Genomic DNA, 655 nt, shown 5'->3' on the forward strand with positions numbered 1-655 from the left:
TTAACCGGAGCGGGTTTACCCCAATAGTTGTCAAATCTTACAAATGACATTTCTCTGCCAGGTGTCCAGTATTGAAGTTCATAAGGTCCTGTACCATTTTCGATACTTCTGAGTGGATCGGCACTTTCAACCGGATTGTGATAATACCACCAATCATCGGCTAAACCATCCCATGCGTTGTGATCGGATGCCCATTTTTGATCCAAAATTTCAGACCAGTTTGCACCATGGGCAAGGATGTAAAGGAATGGAGCGTATGGCTGCGGAAGATGGATTATCACGTCATTGCCTTTGATTTCAAAGTCTTTTGCCAAAAGATTGAAAGTATCGACAAGAGCCTGTTTGTATTTATCCGTCAAAGGATTTTTTGTGCCCGTTGCAAATATCCCCAATGAAGCCAAACTCGTGTAATTAAGAGGATTGCTAAGCCCAAGTTCGTTTGCGACAACCTGAACTATCGTGCTGACGTACTGACCATCTATCATCGGGAATAATGGTCCTGCCAACATCCAAGATGGTCCGCCTGCTCTGTCAAAGATGACCGATCTCTCAAGAGAATAAACAACGTCTTGAGGAGTTAAAATATCTCCGTTGTGGAAATAAACACCCTGTCTGATATGAAAAACATAAGTCGTACCGTTATCGAGGATGGTAC

The 655-nt window shown here is 43.1% G+C and carries 1 protein-coding gene; it reads right to left on the reverse strand.

Features of this window, described 5'->3' with window-relative positions:
• Positions 1-655: ABC transporter substrate-binding protein (locus ACP5NR_RS08795; RefSeq protein WP_428006372.1), on the reverse strand; the 655-nt coding region annotated here is incomplete at both ends.

This window comes from Athalassotoga sp., from assembly GCF_049965695.1.
GTDB lineage: Bacteria > Thermotogota > Thermotogae > Mesoaciditogales > Mesoaciditogaceae > Athalassotoga.